The organism is Streptomyces sp. NPDC001822 (genome assembly GCF_042892135.1).
Lineage (GTDB): Bacteria > Actinomycetota > Actinomycetes > Streptomycetales > Streptomycetaceae > Streptomyces.
Genome location: NZ_JBIATW010000020.1, coordinates 1 through 21290, shown reverse-complemented (window position 1 = coordinate 21290; position 21290 = coordinate 1). Strand labels below are relative to the sequence as shown.

General features: G+C 65.0%; 19 protein-coding genes and 3 pseudogenes. 14 read left to right on the top strand and 8 right to left on the bottom strand.

Annotation, left to right across the window (positions count from 1 at the left end):
• Positions 1 to 189: 189 nt before the first annotated feature.
• The 5 genes from ACFYY2_RS31715 to ACFYY2_RS31695 form a co-directional block, all read right to left on the bottom strand.
• Positions 190 to 1278 carry a ParB/RepB/Spo0J family partition protein gene (locus tag ACFYY2_RS31715; RefSeq protein ID WP_388749421.1) on the bottom strand — a complete coding sequence of 363 codons (1089 nt, stop codon included), beginning with the start codon at positions 1276 to 1278 and terminating at the stop codon, positions 190 to 192.
• Positions 1275 to 2525 carry a ParA family protein gene (locus ACFYY2_RS31710; RefSeq protein ID WP_388749419.1) on the bottom strand — a complete coding sequence of 417 codons (1251 nt, stop codon included), beginning with the start codon at positions 2523 to 2525 and terminating at the stop codon, positions 1275 to 1277. The genes ACFYY2_RS31715 and ACFYY2_RS31710 overlap by 4 nt, the downstream gene beginning before the upstream one ends.
• A gap of 280 nt (positions 2526 to 2805) precedes the next feature.
• The gene (locus ACFYY2_RS31705; RefSeq protein WP_388749417.1) at positions 2806 to 2937 is read right to left on the bottom strand and encodes a hypothetical protein; all 132 of its coding nucleotides are present in this window, start codon (positions 2935 to 2937) and stop codon (positions 2806 to 2808) included.
• Entirely contained in the window at positions 2934 to 3116 is a 183-nt protein-coding gene (locus tag ACFYY2_RS31700; RefSeq protein ID WP_388749415.1) for a hypothetical protein, read from the bottom strand. Before ACFYY2_RS31700 ends, ACFYY2_RS31705 begins: the two co-directional genes overlap by 4 nt.
• A 380-nt stretch (positions 3117 to 3496) precedes the next feature.
• Entirely contained in the window at positions 3497 to 4087 is a 591-nt protein-coding gene (locus ACFYY2_RS31695; RefSeq protein WP_388749413.1) for a hypothetical protein, read from the bottom strand.
• Between the two features lie 2328 nt (positions 4088 to 6415).
• Between ACFYY2_RS31695 and ACFYY2_RS31690 the strand changes: the two genes are divergently transcribed.
• A complete protein-coding gene (locus tag ACFYY2_RS31690) occupies positions 6416 to 7129 on the top strand; it encodes a histone-like nucleoid-structuring protein Lsr2 (protein ID WP_388749411.1) in 714 nt (237 codons plus the stop codon).
• 40 nt (positions 7130 to 7169) lie between these two features.
• Here the strand turns inward: ACFYY2_RS31690 and ACFYY2_RS31685 are convergent, their stop codons facing one another.
• Together ACFYY2_RS31685 and ACFYY2_RS31680 are read right to left on the bottom strand one after the other, a co-directional pair.
• Complete coding sequence (locus ACFYY2_RS31685) at positions 7170 to 7604, bottom strand: transposase (RefSeq protein WP_388749569.1); 435 nt, start codon at positions 7602 to 7604, stop codon at positions 7170 to 7172.
• A 214-nt stretch (positions 7605 to 7818) separates the two neighbouring features.
• Positions 7819 to 8016 carry a transposase gene (locus ACFYY2_RS31680; RefSeq protein WP_388749409.1) on the bottom strand — a complete coding sequence of 66 codons (198 nt, stop codon included), beginning with the start codon at positions 8014 to 8016 and terminating at the stop codon, positions 7819 to 7821.
• 371 nt (positions 8017 to 8387) lie between these two features.
• Between ACFYY2_RS31680 and ACFYY2_RS31675 the strand changes: the two genes are divergently transcribed.
• The 6 genes and pseudogenes from ACFYY2_RS31675 (at position 8388) to ACFYY2_RS31650 (ending at position 11320) form a co-directional block, all read left to right on the top strand.
• Complete coding sequence (locus tag ACFYY2_RS31675) at positions 8388 to 8936, top strand: winged helix-turn-helix domain-containing protein (RefSeq protein WP_388749407.1); 549 nt, start codon at positions 8388 to 8390, stop codon at positions 8934 to 8936.
• The gene (locus ACFYY2_RS31670) at positions 8933 to 9481 is read left to right on the top strand and encodes a transposase (RefSeq protein ID WP_388749405.1); all 549 of its coding nucleotides are present in this window, start codon (positions 8933 to 8935) and stop codon (positions 9479 to 9481) included. Before ACFYY2_RS31675 ends, ACFYY2_RS31670 begins: the two co-directional genes overlap by 4 nt.
• A 29-nt stretch (positions 9482 to 9510) precedes the next feature.
• Positions 9511 to 10014, top strand: a complete 504-nt coding sequence (locus ACFYY2_RS31665) for a DUF5959 family protein (protein WP_388749403.1) — start codon at positions 9511 to 9513, stop codon at positions 10012 to 10014.
• A 94-nt stretch (positions 10015 to 10108) separates the two neighbouring features.
• Positions 10109 to 10423, top strand: coding sequence for a hypothetical protein (locus ACFYY2_RS31660; RefSeq protein WP_388749401.1), 315 nt, complete (start codon positions 10109 to 10111; stop codon positions 10421 to 10423).
• Between the two features lie 85 nt (positions 10424 to 10508).
• A pseudogene (locus ACFYY2_RS31655) lies at positions 10509 to 10844 on the top strand (transposase); the annotation flags it as partial.
• 125 nt (positions 10845 to 10969) lie between these two features.
• The gene (locus tag ACFYY2_RS31650) at positions 10970 to 11320 is read left to right on the top strand and encodes a hypothetical protein (RefSeq protein ID WP_388749399.1); all 351 of its coding nucleotides are present in this window, start codon (positions 10970 to 10972) and stop codon (positions 11318 to 11320) included.
• 18 nt (positions 11321 to 11338) lie between these two features.
• Here the strand turns inward: ACFYY2_RS31650 and ACFYY2_RS31645 are convergent.
• Positions 11339 to 11524, bottom strand: a pseudogene (locus ACFYY2_RS31645) (ATP-binding protein); the annotation flags it as partial.
• Between the two features lie 1336 nt (positions 11525 to 12860).
• Here ACFYY2_RS31645 and ACFYY2_RS31640 point away from each other — a divergent pair.
• The 7 genes and pseudogenes from ACFYY2_RS31640 to ACFYY2_RS31610 form a co-directional block, all read left to right on the top strand.
• A complete protein-coding gene (locus ACFYY2_RS31640; RefSeq protein ID WP_388749397.1) occupies positions 12861 to 13370 on the top strand; it encodes an SseB family protein in 510 nt (169 codons plus the stop codon).
• On the top strand, positions 13367 to 14014 hold the full coding sequence (locus ACFYY2_RS31635; RefSeq protein ID WP_388749395.1) for a hypothetical protein: 648 nt from the start codon (positions 13367 to 13369) through the stop codon (positions 14012 to 14014). Before ACFYY2_RS31640 ends, ACFYY2_RS31635 begins: the two co-directional genes overlap by 4 nt.
• Positions 14014 to 18744, top strand: a complete 4731-nt coding sequence (locus ACFYY2_RS31630; protein ID WP_388749393.1) for a putative T7SS-secreted protein — start codon at positions 14014 to 14016, stop codon at positions 18742 to 18744. The genes ACFYY2_RS31635 and ACFYY2_RS31630 overlap by 1 nt, the downstream gene beginning before the upstream one ends.
• 65 nt (positions 18745 to 18809) lie before the next feature.
• Complete coding sequence (locus ACFYY2_RS31625) at positions 18810 to 19343, top strand: SMI1/KNR4 family protein (RefSeq protein ID WP_388749391.1); 534 nt, start codon at positions 18810 to 18812, stop codon at positions 19341 to 19343.
• A 232-nt stretch (positions 19344 to 19575) separates the two neighbouring features.
• Positions 19576 to 19839, top strand: a complete 264-nt coding sequence (locus ACFYY2_RS31620; RefSeq protein WP_388749389.1) for a hypothetical protein — start codon at positions 19576 to 19578, stop codon at positions 19837 to 19839.
• A gap of 2 nt (positions 19840 to 19841) precedes the next feature.
• Complete coding sequence (locus tag ACFYY2_RS31615) at positions 19842 to 20213, top strand: fic family toxin-antitoxin system, toxin component (protein ID WP_388749567.1); 372 nt, start codon at positions 19842 to 19844, stop codon at positions 20211 to 20213.
• Positions 20214 to 20532: 319 nt separating this feature from the next.
• A pseudogene (locus tag ACFYY2_RS31610) lies at positions 20533 to 21198 on the top strand (PHP domain-containing protein); the annotation flags it as partial.
• Positions 21199 to 21290: the final 92 nt, after the last annotated feature.

Here is a 21290-nt window from a genome sequence, read left to right as displayed (position 1 = left end):
GCATACGGTCGCCGTGAGCGTCCTGACAGGACAGCGCTCGTTTGGCCCCGCGGCCACTTCGCACGTGCGCGGGGCCAGCCGTCTTTTCGTCATGCCGGCCAGTGCCGTGGCGGCCCCGCACCGAAGGGTGCGGGGCAACACCCAGGTGCCCCATTTTCACCCTTTCTGGGTGATTTGATGGTTTGGCGGTCAGCTGCTGGCAGCCCCGCTGTGCACGTTGAGAAGCCGCGCCAGAAGTACCTGTTGCTGCTGGGGGTCCATCTTCTCCAGCACGAGATCCGCCACGGCGTCACCGTTGTGCCAAGGCATCTTGGTCACGCGACTGAGCGGCGCAAAGCCCGACTCCCCCGGTGCGAGTTCCGTGACATCCGGCTGCTGATTGTTGGCCTCCGTGCGCTGGGTAGGCAACTCTTCGGGGACATTTTCTGCCTGTGCCGCGACTGCGGAGTTATCACGGCGTGATAGCTCTGGCTGCTCCAGCGGCGTGACCGGGGCAGGAGGCGATGCCACTGGCTCCGCCGGGACAACCTCCTGAACCGCTCCCCCACTGGGTGAGTTCGAGGGCCTCGGTTCGGCTGATGCAGCTGCTCGGGCGTCTGCCTTATCCCGCTGCTCCTCCGGGGTCAGTTTGGCCAGGTTGCGTACGTGCTCGATCTTTCGGCGTCCGGCGACGAGGTCTGCCTGAAGCTCGGGGTCAAGATCGAGGATTGACAGCTTTGACGAGATGGTCGACTGACCAATACCCAGTCGCTTGGCTGCCTTGTTCTGTGAACCGTAGAACTCGACAAGCTTGCGCAGTGCCTGGGCTTGCTCGAGCGGGTTCATGTCGTCGCGATGGACGTTGGCGACGAAGGCTGCCTCGAGGAGCGACTCGTCCGTGGAGACGAGGGCGTTGTCGACGCTGACTCGGATCTTCGGAGCACCGGCGAGTCGGGCGGCCGCGAGGCGTCGGTGGCCGTCGATGACGATGAATCGGGCGCCTTCGTCGATGTCGTCGGCTCGGTCCGGGCGTTCGGAGAGGTAGGCCTCGACGCTGGCGATCGTGATGGCGTTGATTAGCCCGATTTCTCGGATGCTGTCTGCCAGGCCGTCGAGGTTGCGTAGCTCGTCTCGAGGGTTGTCGGGGTTCTGGCTGATGACCGCGAGAGGGAGTTCGGTGGGGTCGGGGACTCCGTCGGTGGGAGCTCCGGTGGCGGCGCCGATTGCGACGCGTCGCTGGCTGATGGGGCGGGCCTGTGCGAAGGAGGCTCCCGCCCCGAGGTTTTTGGCCTTGCTCACTTGCTGATCTCCCGGGCGAGGGCGCGCAGTGCGACGGACTGGTCGCAGCGGGGCGCGTAGGCGAGGAGGGGCCGCTTGGCGCGAACGGCCTCCTTCTGTTCTTTGAGGTCTCCGATGACGCCGACGACGCGTGGATCCTTTATGTCCATCCAGGACTGGAGGGATGAGGTGGCGATGTATCCGCGGCGGGCGTCGTAGTGGTTGACGACGAGTCCGAGGTAGTCGACGTCGAGTCCGAGGTCGTCGCGCATGTCTTCGATTTGGGATGTGAGGAGTCCGTAGGCGTCGGCGCTGCTGTCCTCGGCCTGGACCACGATGAGGGCGCCGGAGTTTCCGGGGGACTCCTGCGGGCGGCGCCTTCCGTAGTAGGTGGCGGCGTCCATGCTGAGGCCGAGGCTGGGTGGGCAGTCGACGAGAATCACGTCGTAGTCGGCTTCGATGGGCGCGAGCGCGCGTTCCAGGGAGGCTTCACGTGCGCGCACCGCTGCGAGGCGCACGTCGAGGAGGAAGGCGTCGGTGCATGCGGGCAGGAGGTGGAGGCGGTCACCGAATCGGTCGTCCTCGATGGGGACGATGAGTTCGCGCAGGTCGCCCTTGCCGTCGCCGGCCATGTGGTTGGTGAGGGAGTCACCGTCCATGGCGAGGGGTTCTTGGCCTAGCTGTCGGGTGAGGTGGCCTTGGGGGTCGAAGTCGACGAGGAGAACGCGCTGACCGAGCCCGGGGAGGTCCTCGAGGGCGAGGGGGTCCTGTCCCCCGGTCTCGTCCTGGTTCAGGAGGGCGGCGAAGTGCTTGGACACCCTTACTGGTACGAGCTTGGTCGGAGATTCTGCGAGAGCTTCTCCCGTGCCGGCGGTGATGGCGGTCTTCCCGACCCCGCCCTTCTGGTTGCAGACGATGAAGCGACGGACGATCTCCGGCCGCTTAACTGCTGGGGCGGGGTTGATGTCGAGCCACATCTGTACGGACTGCGCGAGGCCCTGGATGAGGGACACGCCTCGGTGTTTGCAGTCCGCGCGGAAGCCCGACCACAGTTCGGCGGGCAGAAACGTGGCAAAGGACTCCGCACCACTCGTGTCCACGGTGCTGAGGTTGGATCCGAGTCCGCGCCACGCTTCGATGCCTGATTCGACAGCGTCCTGCATGTCGACGCTGTGCTGAACTGCGCGGATCTTGAGTTCCTGGCGGAGCCAGGAGGGCAACTTCGAGACGACCTTCTCGCGGTCGCTGCTGGGGTCTGGTGACGTCATAGTTCGTCACTCTACTAACGCGAAAGATCAACTGGGTACGCCACGCGTTAGTTATGCCTACTTTTTTGATGTGACGGGCTATCACGCCGTGATACCGATCCGAGCAAGAGGCGCACGGACCCGTGGCCGCGGTGCCGCACCTATCACGGCGTGATAGCCGAGGGCCGGTGTCCTACTTGACCGGCATGCCCCACGTCCGCTGCCCGCACGTACTTGTGCCAGGTGCGGGGGCAGGCACCATTGCGGCTTCGTTGTCGTCGTGGGCAGGACTGTTCGGCGGTCAGTTGAGAGTCTCCTCTGCCCAGCGGGCAATGCCGCCGAGCCTGGCTGCCGCTACTTCGCTGTCGCCAGTTCGTACTTGCTGCCCGACTTCGTAGTCGTAACCTTCAAGGCCGCGCTCCTGCTCGATCATCCGTCCGATCCGATAGGCCTCAGCGGCAGCGCCTTGTTTCCCGGGTAGCGGTACGGGTTCTCGATGGAGGCCGAGTCCCCGTCGTAGTCCAGCTGCAGATGGCCAGCAGCCCCGTCACGCCACAGAGTCAGGCTGTAGGGGAACTCCGCAGTGGTGACCACGCCGATCCCCCGCGACATCTAGCGCAGGAGCCTGTCCCAATCGGAACGATGTCCACGAGTCAGGTTCATGGGTTGGAGGTCGGCATCCGGGTCGTAGGAGGAGTTGACCTCCTCCAAGGCTTCTTCGAAGGTTCGGCCCGGACGAACCCGCAAGATCATGATGTCGTAGGTCACCATCCGCGGCCTACGTGTGCACGCCAACGTCTCATTGAGGTCGTGGTGGCTGGCACTGGAACGCGTCCGTGAGAGATGACGCCAGGGCAAGTGTCCGGTCTCACTGAACCTTGACTGATCCAATGAAATTTGACCGCTTGCTTGTGGCCGGCCGCTGTGGTCCGGTCTGCGGACAACTGGCCCACCACACACGGTTCCGGGTCCGGCCGGCCGGTCAGCCAGCGTCAGCTGGGGGTGCTGACGAACAGGGGATCGAGCGGATCGCCGTCGTACTCGATGACGAGACAGGCCGCGGCGACCGGTCCTAGGGAGAGCTCCACGAGCCGGGTCAGGGCTGCCGCCTCGGACGGCAGCCCGGCCGGATCGAGGCCGAGCGCCCGGGCCGCGCGGTCGCGTCGCTGGTCGAGGTCGGGCATGTCCTCCCGGTAGTCGTCAGCAACCGCCTGGAGTTCGCCGGCCGGCCGTCCGGGAGCATCCCGCCACCACGGTGCCACCAGACACAGCCGCACCAACTCCTGAAGTCCGAGGGCGAGCAGCCCAGCTTCGCCGTCGAGGCTGACGTACACCACGGGGCGTTCCTCTCCGCCCTCGCCGACGAAGCAGAACGCGTCACCTGAGCCCGCCCGCGCAAACTGCTCCAGCCGGGCTCCAGAGGCGAGCCGGATTCCGTCTTCCAGCTCCTGGTCCGCCGGGTCCGTCGCGTCGAGATCCGCAACCCCGACGAAGAAGTCGATGACCTCCGGGTCGGCACCCAGAAGAGGCAACAACGCGCCGTAGCGGGCGGGTACGTCGGCTGGTGCATTCGATCCGTTCACTTGGCAACCGTAACTGGGGCCTCTGACAGCGGCGGCGTCAGACCGCCAGGGGCCGGGGCGGAGACAAGGTGGCGAAGCCTGCAGGCGTGGGTGCGCGGCCTCATCTACAAGCTGGGTGCTCAAGCTTCTATGAGACGAATTGGGCGGTCGTGAAACTTCGGTGAGACTGGTCAAGGTCCGATGAGACAGATGGCACGGCACCAACCATCACGGTGGGAAGAATGAGCAGCACCTATCACGCCGTGATAGGTGCTGCCCCAGTCTCCGGGCTGGATTCTTCCCGAGGGGGTCAACGGGTCCCTCTGGCTACCACCTCAGAGCGCACTGGACGACGCTTCTCCACTGCCTTAACTGGCGGCGCTGAGTCTCGGAACCGGTCCATTTGAACGCGGCGGGTGCGATTGACGAACTCTGCTGAGAGGAGGAGCTGAGTAGGCCGCCGCTGAGACGAGGCCTTCGTGGCAACGGGCTGGTGACCTTCCGCCTGGTTCAGTGCCCTCGTGCGCCTCAGCTGTGGGCTGGATTGAGAGAGCGATGGATCCTTCGCCCAGAGTTCGGCTGCCGCGGGTACTTGCGTGGGGCAGACGCTCTTCAGCCGCCGTCGAGACCGACACGTGGACGAAGTTGTCGACCTCTCCCCCACTGTGGCGGACTATTGGCCGGCCGCCTTCCTCGGCAAGATCACCGCCGATCTGGGCGGACGGCCCTCGCCCGCACGGTCCTAGAGCCGCGAAAGACGGGCAGAACGTCCTGAGTAGAACTCGTTGATTCCCACGAACACCCGGACCACTGCCGCCAGCTCTCGAGTTGTCGGCCCACACAGACCGCCAGGAGACGATGCCCCGTAGTGGGTCCTGCATTCGGCGCCTTCCCGGGAGGAAGCATCCACCACCTCCCAACCGGTCGCTTCGTCGAGAGAAAATGATCTTGAGGTCTCGGTGGGGCGGCCTCCGCAGTGTTCACCGAACCTAACGATCGCCTGGACGCTTGGCCGGCAAAGCATTGATGGGGGAGACCTTGTCCACTCGGACGGACAACTCGCTTCTGAAGAGCTGGCACTACAGGCATGGCTCGCTGGGCTGGACTTCATCGCGACGACAGAGCACGGCTCTGCTGCCTCACCCGACGTGTGGGCGCATACGGCTGCCGATGGCCTCCCATACACTGTGGTCTTCTCCGAGGAGCTGAGCACCCGGGCGATCCTCGACGGCATCCGCTCGGGCCGGGGCTGGATCGCCGAGTCGGCGGAAGTGGAGGTGTCGCTCACCGCCGGCGTCGACGGTCGCACCGCCGGAGTAGGCGAACAGCTCGCAACTTACGCCGGGCGGGTCGAAGTGCAGACAGAGTCCTTGGTGTGCCAGCGGCGACCGTAAGCTTCCACACCGATAGTGGGAAGGTCCGCCGCGTCTCGCTTCCCGGAGTGTGTGCGGTGCAGTGGCACACAACGGCGGAAGAGTCAGCGTGCGTCCGTTCCGCATTGAGGTCCGTCATCCCAACGGGCAGGCCGCCGCACTCACAAATCGAATCGTCCTGACCTGACCGATCGCCCCGATACGCTGTGCGTACACGACCAGGTCGTAGACGCTCGGCCGCCGCCAGTGGCTATGTACTCGTTCTAGCGGACGCGCTGTGCGACGGCCGCGCTGGATCTCGCTGTCGCTGTAGCGAGGGTGGGTGTTTGGTCAGCCTGGCATCGGCAGCGAACGCCGTGGCACTGTGCCCAAGTCTCCAACAGGGCATCCGACTGGATAGGCAGAGGACACCACCGAGGCCTGGCCCTATCACGGCGTGATAACCATCGGGCAGGACGAAGTGCTCGGGGCATCAGGCTGTCAGACGCTCGCGCGCGCGTGGCGTTCTCAGCGCTCGGTCAACCTGGAAGGCGGTCCAAGTACGGACTGTCCAAGGAGTCCGTGTCTGGTGCTCCGCTACGAGTGAGGGCTGCCTTTGCCAGAATCGCTGAGATCCTTGCGCAGTCCAGACGGGGGAGCATTGAGCTCATCAAGCTGCCGGATTATCACGCCGTGATAGGGGCGATCCGGGAAGAAGGTTCCGGGCAACCCTCCAGGCAACCAGGGAGTGTTCTACAAGGTGGCGGTGTGCTCGGATGCGGCGTCCTGCCTACCGTAGATGGCCTACGAGTACGCGCTCCGTATCAGTCCCTGTCAGTGGGCCCGCATACCGTTCTCCAATGAATCATCAGCTGTCGTCACCTCAGCAAGAGGACGTTTTCAAAGTCTGGGAGAACTGGCAACGCGTTCTGCGAGCCGGCGAGAGAGGCGGGTCCCCTGCAGGCATCTGCGCATCTTGCAGGGGCGGAGAACACACATGAGCGGAGGCTCGGTGCATGAAACAGGGAACGTGCGAGAGGCGTGGGGCCGGGTAACCGCATGGCTTGAACGCAACGACCCTGAAACGTTCGCCATGCTCGGCCGCCCGGGGAACCAAGTGACCATCCGGGAGGCTGAACTGTGCATGGGATTGGACCTGCCGCAGGACATGCGGGAGTGGCTGCTGACGAACGACCTCGACGCCGGCAGACAACCCGACCGTCACGCCTCTTTGGTGGCGCTGGGGTGCGAGATAGACATTCCCGGCGGCCATCTACTACTCGGGCTGATCGATATTCAGCGTGTCTACCTCAGCCGGGTGGGCCTGGAGGAGATGGAGCCGTCCCCAGATTCCGACTACCCGCTATGGCGTCGTGAGTGGGTGCCCATTGCCGCGGAGCGCGACGGTCTCTACGGGACGTTCTTGGACACACGCAGCGGAACTATCGGATCCTGGGACGAGGCGCACGGTCCCGAGGAGGGCACATACACTTCATTGTTCGCCTTCTTCCAAGAAACAGCGGACCGGCTCGAAGGCGTGTCCACGGGCGATGGGAGAGGCCCTGGCCGGACCGCAAGACCCCGTGGGCTCGATCCCCGTCCGGAAGATGAGCCGATACGCCTCTGGGCGCGCACCAACGGACATCTGGTAAACGACCGTGGGCGCATCCCTCCGGAAATCCGTGAGGCTTACGAGGTGTCACAGAGGTGAACGGCAAGTCCGACTGAGCCGATCGACGCGCATAGGCAAGTCACAGCGATTCGTCGATCGCGGCAATGAAGACGGTGGCCTCGAAGCGGACCGCGAGTTTGTCGAAGCGGCAGGCCACGGACCGGTGGCGCTTGATTCGGTTGATCCCGCACTCGACTGCGTGCCGCTGCTTGTAGCCGCGTCTGTCGAACTTCGGCGGCCAGCCACCCCGCGATCCGCGGTTGAGGCGGTTGTGGACCCGGTCCGCAGGCACCGGAATCGTGGCCCTCATCCCGCGTCTGCGCAGGTAGGACCGATTGCTGCGGGAGCCGTACGCCTTGTCCGCCCGGACACGATCAGGGCGGACGCGTGGCCGGCCCGGCCCGAGGCGGGGCACGCGGACCCTTTCCGACATAGGCTCGAACTGCGGCGAGTCCCCGCGCTGCCCCGCCATCACCACGATCGACATGGGCTTCTGCCCCTGCTCGACGGCCAGGTGCAGCTTGGTTGTGAACCCGCCACGCGATTTCCCAGCCCATGATCACGGGGCTCGGTGAAGGTGCCGCCCGGTGGTTCCTTCTGTAGGTCGCCCTGCGTGCGGGCCCGGCGGCCTGCTGATGGGCGCGGCAGACCGTGGAGTCGACACTCAGCTCCCAAACGATCGCATCTTTTGCGTCGGCCAGGGACTGGAGACTGGCGAGGATTCGGCGCTACGTCCTGTTCCGCCGCCATCGGCGGAACAGGACGTAGACCCGGTTCCATGGTTCATGTTCGACGGGGATTTCCCGCCACGGAACTCCGATCCGGACCCGAAACCGTATGCCGTCGATCAACCCCCGACGAGGCCAGGCGGGCGGCCGCCAAGGGCTCCTTCGGTAACAACGGCTCCAGTGCTGCCCACTGCTCATCAGTGAGATCTCCCCGACCCACGAGCCATGATCATCAAAAGTTCAAGATCCACTTTTGACACAGGTCCTAGGCCCGCACTCAAGAGTTGCTTTCCGCACCGGAAGGCCATGCGGTTGAGGGGTCAACGCGTCTTTCAGGGCTGCTATCACGGCGTGATAGGGGAGTGGCAGAGCCTAGTTGTAACAGGAACACACGGACGGCAGACAAGACCGGTGGCGGGTGCTGGCGAGGTCTCGCCCTAATGAGCCAAATGCGCCCAGACTCCGCTGTCCAGTGGCACCAGAATGCCGTCGTCGCTACTGAACTTGATTGGGTGATGTCGGAGCCGTTCGCCCTGACGACGGCCGGTCCGCTCCGGTAGCCCTGGACTGTGAGGTACGCACAGGGCGGCAGGTTGACCGACGCCGGGAGGGCTGTGAGAGAGCGGGTGCGGCTGCGGGCCGTGGAACGTTTCGAGGGCAGGCAGAAGAACAGCGAGATCGCTGCCGTGCTGCGGGTCAGCGAGCGGTCGGTGGAGCGGTGGCGCCGCCAGTGGCGCGAGCGCGGCGAGGCGGGGGTCCTATCAAAGGGTTCCCCGGGGCGGCCGAGGCTCGGTGAAGCGCAGCTCGCGAGGCTGGAGCGGGAACTGGAAAGGGGCCGCTGGTGGCCGCTGGTCCCCGGCTGGACCGACCAGCGGTGGACGCTTGCCCGGATCAAGACGCTGATCGGCCGGCTGTTCCACGTGAGCTACACGGTGCAAGGCACGTGGCTGTTGCTGAAGCGGCACGGCTGGTCCTGGCAGCAGCCCGCCCGGCGGGCGATCGAACGCGACGACGCGGCGGTCGAGGTCTGGAAAAGGGAGACCTGGTCGCGGGTAAGAGCACCGCGGCGGCGTGTGACGGCTGGATCGTCTTCGAGGACGAAGCCGGACAGTCGATGACGCCGCCGCGCGCGAGAAGCTGGGGACGCAAGGGCGAAATACCGGTGGCCCGGGTCCGTGGCCGGGGCTCGGGCCGGGTATCCATGGCCGGGCTGACCTGCTACAAGCCGGGGAAGCGATCGAGGATGTTCTACTCGGTCCGCGAGTACCGGGGCCGCAAAGACGAGCCGAAGGGCATCGGCTGGCGCGACCTGCGCGACCTGCTGGTCAGAGCGCACATCCAGCTCGGCGGCCCGATCGTGCTCGTGTGGGACAACCTGCGCATGCACCTGGCCGAGCCACTGCGCGCGTTCATCGCCGACCACGCGGACTGGCTCACCGTCTTCCAGCCTCCCAGTTACTCACCGGACTTGAATCCGCAGGAGGGCATCTGGTCGCTGGTGAAGCGCGACATCGGAAACCTCGCCGCAGCCGACCTTCGCCAGATCACCCGGGCCGTCAAGCGCAGGCTCAAGCAGATCCAGTACCGCCCGGACCTCGTCAACGGCTGTCTCGCCGGCACCGGCCTGGCCCCTTGGGCCCCTGATTCTCAGGCCGGGTCCTGACGGTGTCGCTCGACCGGCGATAGGAGACGATGTGCCCACACCAGCGCACGAAAGCGAGAAACTTCATGACGGAGCCCGCTCCAATAGACCTTATCCACCTCGCCGATCCAGATGGGAACAGCTGCATCGTGCGCGTCACGCGACGGCTCCAGCCGGGCGTGCTGACCGGCCACGACATCCTGCACGCGGACGTGCTCGCCTCCGCGAGCTTCGTCGACGCCCGGCTCGACCTTTTCCTCCTCCCGCATGACCTGGACTCCTGGGAGCAGCAGCTGTCCAATCTGCGACCCGGCCAGACAGCCAGCATCGGCGGAGACAGCGGCCTGAGCCTCGACATCCAGATGCACGAAGACGGCTGGCTGTCGATCCAGGTCAGCGACCCGGACCGCCTTACGGCGGTCCTGGGAACGCGGCCCGGAGACTGGATCACTGAGCACCGCGGGCGACTGGAACAGGTCCGGCTGGCCTGGCCCCGGGAAGTCATAGAGACGGCCCCGGGAGCCTACGAGTGGAGCCCCAACCGCAAGCGGTAATCACCTGATCCAAGCTGCCGACGTCACGTATTCAAGTTCAGTAGTGCCGTGACCGCTTTGGTTCGCCGGGGTGGGATCCGGCAGGATCTTGTGCATGTTCGAAGAGAAGCTCGAAGCGCTCTCGCAGGTGATGGCCGAGCACATGGCCATGTCGTTTCCGCCAGGCTTCCGCAGCCTGGGCATCGAGGACCAGGACATGGTGATGCTTGATGCGGACGCCTGCGGTTACGCCCTGGGCGTTCTCAAAGGCCCGCTTGACGAACAGCGCGGTGAAGGCTTGATCCGGCTGACGGCGGTGTTCGAGAAAGTTCTCCCTGCGATCGACGACGAGAACGCGGCCAGGTACTACACGCACGTCCGCGATATGGCTGTGCTGGCCGCCGAAGTCGAGAATCTGCGCGAGAAGTAGCCCTCCGACCTGGCAGGTTCGCCCGGCTCGTGGCCGCGGCGGTTGGACGTGTGCGGTGACGTCCAATCCGACCGCTGGAGGCGCGATGGCCGAGCCTGTCGGTGTGCGCAGGTCAACCGAGCAGGAGGGGCGGAAGCTGCAGCAGATCGTGCGTCGAGGCAGCACCAGTTCGGTGCGGTTCCGGCGCGCAATGATGCTGTTGGCCTCGGCCGGCGGGAACCGGGCCCCGGTGATCGCGAAGCTGGTCCAGGCCGCCGAGGACACCGTCCGCGATGTGATCCACCGGTTCAACGAGATCGGTCTGGCCTGCCTGGACCCTCAGTGGGCGGGAGGCCGTCCTCGCCTGCTCAGTCCTGATGACGAGGGCTTCGTCATGCAGACGGCCACCACCCGCCCGACCAAGGTCGGCCAGCCCTTCACTTGTCGACGTACGAGTGGAAGGCCCCAGCTCGGTACGAACGAACGTCCCCAGTTCGGTGGCTCGGATCGTGATCGTGCGAGGATGTGCGGGTGGGGACTCCTGGGGCTTCTTTCCGCTGGCAGCGCATGATCGAAGCGCTTGCGGTACTTGGTGCGGACTCGGCCGATCAACTCGCCTGGGTCGACAAGTACAAGGTCGTGACCGACGAGCTGGCCCTGGAATTCGATGACGCCTTTCGCCTGATGGCCGACTGCCAGCAGGAAGAGTTCCTGGACACGGAAGCCTGGGGCAAGCTGCAGCTGATTGATGCGGTGCTCGAGGAGATGAGCGGCAGAGAGAACGCCGAGCGGTGGTCAAGGGAAGCGCTGGCCACCGACGCAGGGTGGCGTCAGGTTCGGACCCTCGCGCGCGACCTGCTGGTCAGCCTGCAGGGTGATTGGCGCCGGCCACTGCCCGAGATTCTCGTCGTGCGATGACAGGATCGGGCAGTTAGTTCAGGCCACGTCGGTGTCCCGCTCGATAGCTTTGAGGCGGTTCTTGAGCCGGTAGCTGGGGCCGTTGATGGAGATCACGTCGCAGTGATGCAGGAGCCTGTCGAGGATGGCGGTGGCGAGGACTTCATCGCCGAACACCTGTCCCCATTCACTGAAGGTCTTGTTCGAAGTCAGTGTCTTCGGCCCGCCTGACGAGCTCAACCGAGATCTCTGCCGCGCCGCTTCCCGCGACATAGCGGGGACGTTCATCTGCATGCGGCTGGGACTTTGGCTGCATGGCGACACCCGCCAGGCCTCTGGCGGGGGAGTGCCGCCAGGCTTAGCAGGCGAGCTGGAAGGGCAACGTAGCCGGCGAGCCCCGTTCAACGGGGGCTTCCAGGCCTGCGCCGGAGTCACGACCGGCGCGTCTACTTCCGTATCCCGGACTTGCTGCAGCACTGCGTTGGAGAACGTTTCGCGCTATTCACCCGTTCAGGCTCAATTCGCTCACCTGGTGGAGAGTGAAACCGCCTGTACGCCTCGCTGGTGGCCTGCGATCCCATGCTTGGTGTCGTCACACCAGGGATGCGGAGATCGGGCGCCAGAAGGCCCGTTATGAAGCTCAGCTTTCGAGGCCTTCGCTAGATATTCCCCTTTTTTACCTTTTGGGCAGAGGTCTGCTGTGGAGGTCGCGTAGTTGTCCGAGAGCTTGGCGATGCCTGTGCAAGTGGCGGGGGAGTGGCTGGAGGCAGTATTCGCCGGTGTGCCCACTGTGTAGATCCGGGTCAGTGTCATCGCTGGGGGAGCGGAGGGGTTCGTGAGTCATAGCGCCCTGCAAATGCGCCTCTTGCTGTCGTCTCTCCTGACGTCACTCGCATCCCCTGAGACTTGTCCTGCCGCTCCTCCTTCTCAACCCGGTGAACCATGGCGGTCAAAGCGCTGATTTGAGAGGGTTCGGTCCGAGGAGCGGGGAAAAGGGCGGCTCATACCTTGTGTGAACGGAAGACCGTCCGTGACCTGTGGTGTACGGGTTCGTCGTCCGAGGCGTTGTCCTTTTGCCCGGCTATCTACTCCGACCCCGGCAAGACTGAGGGCGCAGTCGGTTCCCGCGACGTCGTCTGCGCGGTGGGTGAGACCGGGATATGTGTGGCAGGGCTGGAGAGCATGGCCGCCGTCTGAGTTGGATGGCTGACGCCGCCAACGACGAACGGCATAGGCCGACAGTTGATGCGATGGGCTGCCAGCTCAAGCGTGCAGCCGGGGCCTGTTGTTGCCTCGACCGTCTCCGGGTTCGACTCGCCTTCTCGCAACAAGCAGGCACATCAGGAGACGAGTGCCATATCCGAGTAACGGCGGGACGAGGGCGATGTGACGGCAGGTGCGACCCCTGCTGAGGCTTCGGCGCCTGCCGCGAGGGGGCATCCGGAGGCGCCACAGAGCACATAAGGCAGCTTCACGCCTCCACTGTGCTGGTGCTCCGGGCAGAGTGGAGCCCACGTCTGCTCGTTGCTTCCGGGAAGACTGCCGTGACAGCATTCGACATATGTTCGATAGCGGGGGTAACAAAGCAGACCCGTCGGCTCGGCGTTCCAGGCTCGCTGACCTTGCAGAGTGTCCTGTTGCCGAAACGCCACTACGTGCTGCATCGGCACCTGGCCCAGCGGAGCCGGTTGGGACGGGTGAGGGCCAGCTACGCGCGGCTCGGCGCGCATTTGCTGTGTTGCTAGGGGAGTTCCGGCGAACCGCGGTGCTAGTCCCGCACGATGAGGCAGGGGATCTTTGGTCGGCGGAGCTGGGTGGTGTGCGCTGGATCTGTGCGTTCTCGGATGAGGGGGCGTTGGCCCGGTTTGCGTCGGCTCGTGGTGAGGCCGGACGGGAGTGGGCGTACCAGAGCGTGCTGGGCGCGCGGTTGCTGGATGTGATGGTGCCGTTGTTGCCGGGGCCGGCCGGGGTGGCGCTGGATGCGGGCAGTGTGGAGGGCGGGATGTTGTTCCCGCCGGTGGCGGGCATCGTGCCGGACGCGGTTGCGGTGGATCTCGGGGGGATGCGGTGAGCGGGGAGAACGCGGATCTTCAGGTGCCGCCGGAGGCGTTGGCTGAGATCGCGAAGGGCATCGATCTGGCGCATGCGGAGCTGAAGGATCTCGGCATGATCGGCCAGGCGTCGACGGGCCGGGGGTTCTCGGATCTGGCGCTGTCGGGGCTGGAGTTGGGGCATGGCGGGCTGGCGTCGGAGTTCGAGACGTTCTGCAACCGCTGGGAGTGGGGTGTGCGGGCCCTGACGCAGAAGGGGAACGGCTTCGCCCTCGGTGTCGGCCTGTCGGCGGGTTCGTATGCGGAGCAGGAGCAGTACATCAAGGACTCGTTCAAGATCGGTGTGAACTCCCTGAACGGGAATCCTCATGCGTCCGAGGACGAGGTCAAGGCCTTGAGCTGGGACACGATCAAGGGCCAGTCCGCGTACGACAACCCGGACTACAGCCGCGAGTCATGGGACGCCGCCCAGGCCGAGGTGAACCAGACCTGGAAGAACACCGCCTACGACGTGGAGGACGCGGCGCTTGACTCGATGGAGCGCAACGGGCTGGTCGATCCGGCGTTGCGGGCAGCGGTGGATGAGCGGTTGAAGGAGCAGCTGGATCCATCGCAGGAGACCATTCGTCAGGCTGAGCAGCCGCGGTGGGGGGAGAACCGCTGATGGTGGACGTCTGGGGGTGGGGCGACAAGATCGTTGACGGCGTTGACCGAGGCATTGATAAGGGCAAGGAGATCGTTGGCGAGGGTGTCGACTATGTGACCGACAAGGCCGGGGAGGGCTTGGACAAGGTCGGTGCGCATGACTGGGCCGATGCGGTCGAGGACTGGGGTGATGAGACTGCTTCAGCTCTTGGCGCGGAGGTGGGGGAGCAGCAACTCGGGCAGAGCGAGGAAGCGAATGAGCTGATCCACGGCAAGCCGGAGAAAATTGCCGAGGCAGTGAAGAATCTGCGGGATTTCTGGAAGGCGTTCGACCTGGTCGGCGGCGGCATGAAGCGACTGGATTCCCGCCATTGGAAGGGTGAGGCGGCCAATTCCTTCCGGGAGAAGTTCCAGACGCTGCCGACCGATTGGCTGCAGGCGGCGGACGCGATGCAGGATGCGGCCGCGGCGCTGGAGACGTACTCGAAGGCGGTCGTGAGCGCGCAAGGTAAGGCGCGTGAGGCGATTGCGCTGTACAAGGAGGGTGAGAAGGACACCAGGGCGGCGGTCGACGCGTTCAACGAGAAGGTCGACGCCTATAACGCGGCGCGCACCGGGGACAGCCCGTTGCCGCACCCGGGGAAGTTTTCTGATCCGGGCAAGGCCAAACGCCTACGCGCGCGGGAGATCTTGAACGATGCGCGAGGCGCACGGAATGAGGCCGGCGAGTCGGCGAAATTCGCGATGCATGCCGCTCTTGCCCACGCGCCCAAGGAGCCGACGGGGGTTGAGAAGGCCAAGCTCGAGCTGATGGACTATGGGGTGGGCCAGGGCTTCGAGTTGGCCCACTTTGGTGGGGGAGTCACTAAGGGTACGGCAGGTTTGATCAACTTTGTCCGTTCGGTGAACCCGACGGACCCGTACAACCTGACCCACCCGGCGGAGTACTACAAGGGCGTCAATATGACGCTTGCCGGTCTGGTGTCCACGGCCGCGAACCCGGACAGGGCGCTGAAAGATGCCTGGGATGCGGCGAAAGGTGACCCGTCGGAGTTCCTCGGCCGACTGGTGCCCGAAGTGCTCGGAGAGAAGGGAGCGGGCCTGCTCAAGGGAGGTCTGCGCGTCGGACTGAATGGTTCCAAGCACCTGCCCGATGGGAGAAAGCCCGGGGGGAGTCGGGGAGACTATGAGAAGGATCCGAATCACAGCAGCAACAAGTGTCGCGACAACGTCTGTGAAGGCGACCCGGTGGACATGGCGACCGGTCGCATGCTGCTGCCGCAGACAGACATCGCCCTTCCTGGATCACTTCCCCTGGTGTTTCGGCGTACTTTCGATTCCTCGAGGCGTTCGGGTCGTTGGTTTGGTCCGGCATGGTCGAGCACGGTGGACCAAAGGTTGGACATCGATGCGGAAGGGGTGGTCTTTAGCTGCGACGAGGGCAGCCTGTTGGCGTATCCGCATCCGGCGCCCGGAGTCCCGGTCATGCCCACGCACGGTCGAAGGTGGCCGCTGGACCGGGTCGCGGACGGCTACACCCTCACCGATCCTGACACCGGCAACGTCCGGCACTTTGTCGACCACAGTGACCACGTCGCGCTCCTGGCCCAGATCGACGACCGCAACGGCCGCTTGATCAGCTTCGAATACGACGAAGCGGGCGCCCCGACTTCGATCATTCATCACGGCGGCTACCACCTGAAGTTGTCCACGAGCGGCGCCCGAGTGACGGCTCTCCACCTCGCCGGAGCAGTTGCGGACGGATCCGACCAGGAGATCCTGCGTTACGGCTATACCGACGGCCACCTGACGGAGGTAACCAATTCCTCCGGCCGCCCCCTACGATTTGACTGCGACGAACGTGGGCGCATCACCTCGTGGACCGATACCAACGGCAGCCATTACGACTATGTCTACGACGATCTGGATCGCTGCGTCTACCAGTGCGGTACCAACGGCCACGTCGAGTACCGATTCACCTGGGGTGACACGGACGCGACAACCGGCCTGCGCGAGACGACCCTCACAGATGGCCTCGGCTACACGAAGCGGTTCATAGTCAACGAGCTGTCCCAGGTTGTAGCCGAGATCAACGCACTGGGGGCGGTCACCCACTTTGCATACGACCGTCACAACCGGCTGCTGTCACGGACGGACCCGCTGGGCCACGTCACCCGCCTCGCCTATGACGAACACGGCCGCACCACGCTTGTGGAGCGTCCGGACGGACGACGGGCGCGGGCCGAGTACGACGGCAACGGGATGCCGATACGCCTTGTCGGCACGGACGGCAACATCACGCGCCAGACCTTCGACGAGCGAGGCAACCGTACGTCGGTAACTGACCCCTCTGGCGCGACGACCAAGTTCACTTACGACGTGGGGGGCCGGCTTACCGCGGTGACGGATCCGCTCGACGCCACGACTTTGCTGACGCTGGACCACCGGGGACTCCCCAGCGAGGTCACCGATCCGCTGGGCGCCACGACTCGTTACGAACACGATGCCTTCGGCCGCAGGATCCGGGTCACTGACCCCCTCGGCGCCGAGACCTGCATGGAGTGGACGGTCGAGGGCCGGCCGTCCCGGCGCACCGCACCCGACGGCACAGTCGAATCCTGGACCTACGACGGCGAGGGCAACTGCCTCAGCCACACCGACGCCATGGGCGGAACGACTCGCTTTGCGTACACCGATTTCGACCTGCTGACCGCGCGCACCGGCCCGGACGGGGTCCGCCACGAGTTCTCCCACGACACCAATCTGCGGCTTACGCGGGTCACCAACCCGTTGGGCCAAACCTGGGACTACGCATACGACGAGGCAGGCCGCCTCAACACGGAAACGGACTTCGACGGGCGGGCGCTGAGCTACACCTACGACGCCGCAGGCCGCATGGTGTCCCGAGCGAATGGCCTGGGACAGAGCATCGACTTCGCTCACAATGCCTTGGGCCAAGTGATCCGCAAAGAGGTCGAAGGCAATGCGGTCACGACCTTCGAATACGACATCTTCGACGAAATCGGGGTGGCTACCGGTCCGGATGCCAGGCTGGAGCGCCTGCGAGATCGCTTCGGCCGCCTGAGATCCGAGAAGGTCAACGGCCGCACGCTGACGTACACATACGACGGACTGGGCAGGCGAGTAGGGAGAACGACTCCCGGCGGCGCAGTCAGTGAATGGTCGTACGACGCGGCCGGCCGGAGGATCAAACTCATCGCCTCCGGGCGCCAGATCGACTTCTCCTTCGACGCCGCGGGTCGCGAAGTGGAACGCTCAGTCTCGGACGTCGTGGCGCTGACGTCATCGTTCGATGTCATGAGCCGCTTGACCGCTCAGGAGACCACCTCCCAGGGCCGCACCCTCCAGCACCGCACGTACACCTACGGGGCGGGCGGGGGCCTCGTCGGCACCAGCGACGTCTTCTCCGGCGCCCGAGGCTTCGACGTGGACCCGGCCGGGCGCGTCATAGGCGTCCATGCGCAGGGCTGGACGGAGCGGTACGCCTACGACGAGGCCGGCAACCAGACGCAGGCCTCTTGGCCGGCGACTCACCCATCCCATTCAGCGACGGGCGCGCGCGCGTACGAGGGCACTCACATCATCAGGGCTGGTGACGTCCGATACGAACACGATGGCCAAGGCCGGATCACCCGGCGCCGGAAGATCCGGCTCTCCCGCAAACCCGACACCTGGCGCTATGAGTGGGACGCGGAGGACCGCCTCACCTCGGTGACCACACCGGACGGCACCGTCTGGCGCTACGCCTATGATCCCCTGGGCCGCCGAATATCCAAGCAGTCCCCATCCGAGACGGTGCACTTCACGTGGGACGGCACCACCCTCTGCGAGCAAATGACGGCGAACGTCGTCCTGACCTGGAACCATGCGGGCCAACGCCCCCTGTCGCAGACTGAACGCCGCACGGACACGGACGACGAACGCTTCTTTGCCATCGTCACCGATTTGATCGGCACTCCGACGGAGCTCGTCGACGAACGCGGCGGTCTGGCCTGGAGGACCCGCGCCACCCTCTGGGGCACGACAACATGGAACCGGGATGCCACGGCCTACACCCCGCTCCGCTTCCCGGGCCAGTACTTCGATGTCGAATCCGGTCTCCACTACAACTACTTCCGCTACTACGATCCGGAATCGGCCCGCTACCTCAGCCAGGATCCCCTCGGACTGGCCCCGGCCCCGAACCCAGCGGTCTACGTCAACAACCCATTGCTGTGGGCCGATCCTCTCGGGCTTTTTGCCTGCAGGAAGAACGAGCCGGATGACCCTACCTGGGACGGCAGGGTCACCTACGGCGACCTGGACGACCTCGGACGGCCGACGGGAATGCACGCCACGCTGGGAGAAGACATGATGGGCAAGAACCCCACGGACCCGCACGGTGATCCCCCCGGCTGGCAGAAGGACAAGGGGTACAACCGAGCTCACCTCCTTGGTGCACAGCTCGGCGGATCCAACTACGATCCGGCGAACTTCGTCACGATGCACTCCTACGCAAATTCCCCTGTCATGCGGCACATCGAAAACCAGGTCAGGGCGGCAGTCGAGTCCGGGGAGACGATTCAGTACAGCGTCACCCCCCGATACAATGGCAGCGACAAAATTCCCACGGGCGTTTACATCGAAGCCTATGGATCGGACGGGTTCGAGTTCACTCAGCACAGAAGTACCGGCATAACCGAGTCGGGGAACACAGCATTCATACCCAACAAGAAAAGGGGCGGCTGACACAGGCGATCAAATAGCATCCATTGGCATTACATCCAAAATTCAGCCCAAGGTAGAGGACCCCCATGACCAGTGCCCTTACGCGACTTCTCGACATCGTCCCGGCGCCGGGTAAGCCCCGTCAAAAGGATTGGAGCGAGGCCGAGCGCAACCTTGGGATCGCGCTGCCCGCCGACTACAAGGAACTGATCCGCGTCTACGGAGGAAGCAACTGGGACGACTACCTGTACGTCCTAGAGCCTGGCTGCCCGAATGACAATTACGACCTCATCGACTGGGCAGCCAACCAAGCTGAAGACCTCGAAGACCTCTGGGAATTCGAGAAGAAGCCGGCAGAACTGGAGACCGAAGGATCCCGGGTCATCCCCTGGGCGACAACAGACAACGGCGAGTGCCTCTACTGGCTGGTTCTGCCAGGCCGTGAAGCAGACCAGTGGACCGTCATGGTGAACGAGGCGCGAGGCGACCGCTGGGAGCACTTCTCCGTATCCTGCACCGAATTCCTCGCCTCCTCCCTCGATGGAGAACTCAGGTCAAACATTCTTTCGTCCCTCTTCCCCCGAAGTGCGCATGAATTCCGTCAACTCGGTCCGGTGTGACGCCGCGGCATCCCGTCGGCGCAGTGCGGGAACAGGGCGGCCGTGGAGGTCCAAATAGCCGAAGGTCCAGTGGCGCAGAGCAGCTGTACGCTCCCGGATGATAGAGATTCGGCGCGCGATAAAGCGCAACCGGGGAAGTCGTGACGGCCGCTGCAGGGCGCGGAATGACTGATCGTTCTCTCGCGGTGCCAGGGGGAGTGCAAGGGATGCTACCACCCTGCTACCATTAACTATGAGTAGCGACAGGAAGCAGACCCAACTCCGCCTCGCCCCCGACCTCCTTGCCGCAGGGAAAGACGCCGCGGCCGCAAGAGGACTGGACTTCAACAAGTACGTAGAGCGCCTCATCTCCGAAGACACGACCGGGGCCCGCGCGGCAGGCATGGCCGCTGCCCAACACATGATCGACACGCACGGGGGCTTCCTCGAGGACCTGGAGGCCGCCCTCGACGCCCAGCACACCCCCGCCTCCCGAAACCCGGGCGCCGCCGCGTGAGCATGTCCCTGCACGTCGACCTGTCCTGGATCCTCGAAGTCGCCGAACGCGCCGGCAAGCGGGACCCCGCACCCGATGACCTCGGCGTCCCCCTGGCCGCAGTGGCACGCCACCGCGCGGAACTCCTCGAGCAGCCGGTCTACGGCGGCCCCCACGCCCGGGCCGCCGCCCTCGTCCATACGCTGGGCCGCTGCCGGTGGCTGGAGCGCTCCAACCTCACCGTCGCCTGCGCGGTTGCGGTCATGTACCTCAACGCCAGCGGCATCGCGGTCGACCCGGACCGCGACCAGCTCGCTGCCCTGGCCGCAGATCTGTACAACCCCCGCTCGACTGCGGCGAGTATCGCCGAACGGCTGCGCACCTGGCAGGACTGACGTCGCCCGCCGCCGCCGGGGCACTTGGCGCGTCCAGGAACCATCGAGGTCCAGCAACTTTCCTTTGCTGGGGCCGCGCAGGTGGCACATTGTGTGGCGTCAGGGGTCTGTCAGCGGCCGAAAGCTGGCACGCGCGCCACGCCCGAGAGCGCCGCCTTCTGCTGCAGCGAAGTCGGGCGAAAAGCTGGTTGTGAACGCCCGAGGCCACAGCCTCAAGCGCTCACAATGTGGCGCGACGACAGGCCAGGGCGCTGTCCAGCGCTCCCTCCGGCGCTAGGGTGAACGCCTCCCTTTGCCCCGCCGTGGAGGTCTGTAGCCGGTGCCTGATTCCTTCGTTCACCTGCACAATCACACCGAATACTCCATGCTCGACGGGGCTCAGCGGCTCAGGCCGATGTTCGCCGAGGTCGACCGCCAAGGCATGCCGGCCATCGCCATGTCCGACCACGGAAACATGTTCGGGGCCTACGAGTTCCAGCAGGTGGCCAAGGGCTTCGAGGGTGTGAAGCCGATCATCGGGATCGAGGCTTACGTAGCTCCGTCCAGCCGCCGGAACCGGAAGCAGGAGTTCTGGGGGCCCGGCGGCGTGCGAGCGCTGTCGGATGACGGCGAGGGATCCAAGGACGTCTCGGGCGGGGGCCGTTTTACCCACATGACAATGTGGGCGCAGAACGTGCAGGGCCTGCGGAACCTGTTCTACCTCTCGACCGAGGCCAGCTACACGGGACAGTTCCCAGCCGGCAAGCCCCGTATGGACATGGAGCTGATCTCTGAGCACTCCGAGGGGATCATCGGCACGACCGGATGCCCCTCGGGTGCCATCCAGACCCGGCTGAGGCTGAACCAGTACGACGAAGCCCGAGAGGTAGCGGCCGCCTACCAGGACATCCTGGGCAAGGAAACCTACTACCTCGAACTGATGGATCATGGCCTGGATCTGGAGCGCAATGTCCGCGGGGACCTGCTGCGGCTGGCAAAGGACCTAAGACCGTGTCCTATGTGGTGAGGCGGGCGAGGCGCTTGTAGCAACAAAGGGCGGCGGCGAGCCCGAGGAAGGCCAGGTAGTTGCGGGGATGG